This is a genomic window from Candidatus Kosakonia sp. 282A-S69, from assembly GCF_029433855.1.
GTDB classification, from domain to species: domain Bacteria; phylum Pseudomonadota; class Gammaproteobacteria; order Enterobacterales; family Enterobacteriaceae; genus Kosakonia; species Kosakonia cowanii_A.
Window position 1 is genome coordinate 5912 of sequence record NZ_JAROAU010000005.1, and the last position, 246, is coordinate 6157.

A 246-nucleotide genomic window follows, 5' to 3' on the forward strand; every position below is an offset into this window, starting at 1 on the left:
CGCCGCGCCGGCCGGGCATCTGAAGCGGCAGCGGGTCGCGCTGCCGCCGCTGCAGGCGCTGGTCGGTGGCGCGCCGATGCCGGTGTATGGCGAGGATCCGCGCAGCGCGGACGGGCGCAAGGTGTTCAGCGTCGCGCCGCTAAAGGTTGATGGCCGGATCGAAGGCTATCTGTACGTGGTGCTGCTCGGCGAAGAGTACACGGCGCTGGCCAGCAACGCCCAGTTCAACTCGGCGGTCAGGATGGC

At 70.3% G+C, this 246-nt stretch carries 1 pseudogene; it reads left to right on the plus strand.

The window, feature by feature from the left end:
- Positions 1-246: pseudogene (locus tag PU683_RS20815) on the plus strand (two-component sensor histidine kinase); the annotation flags it as partial.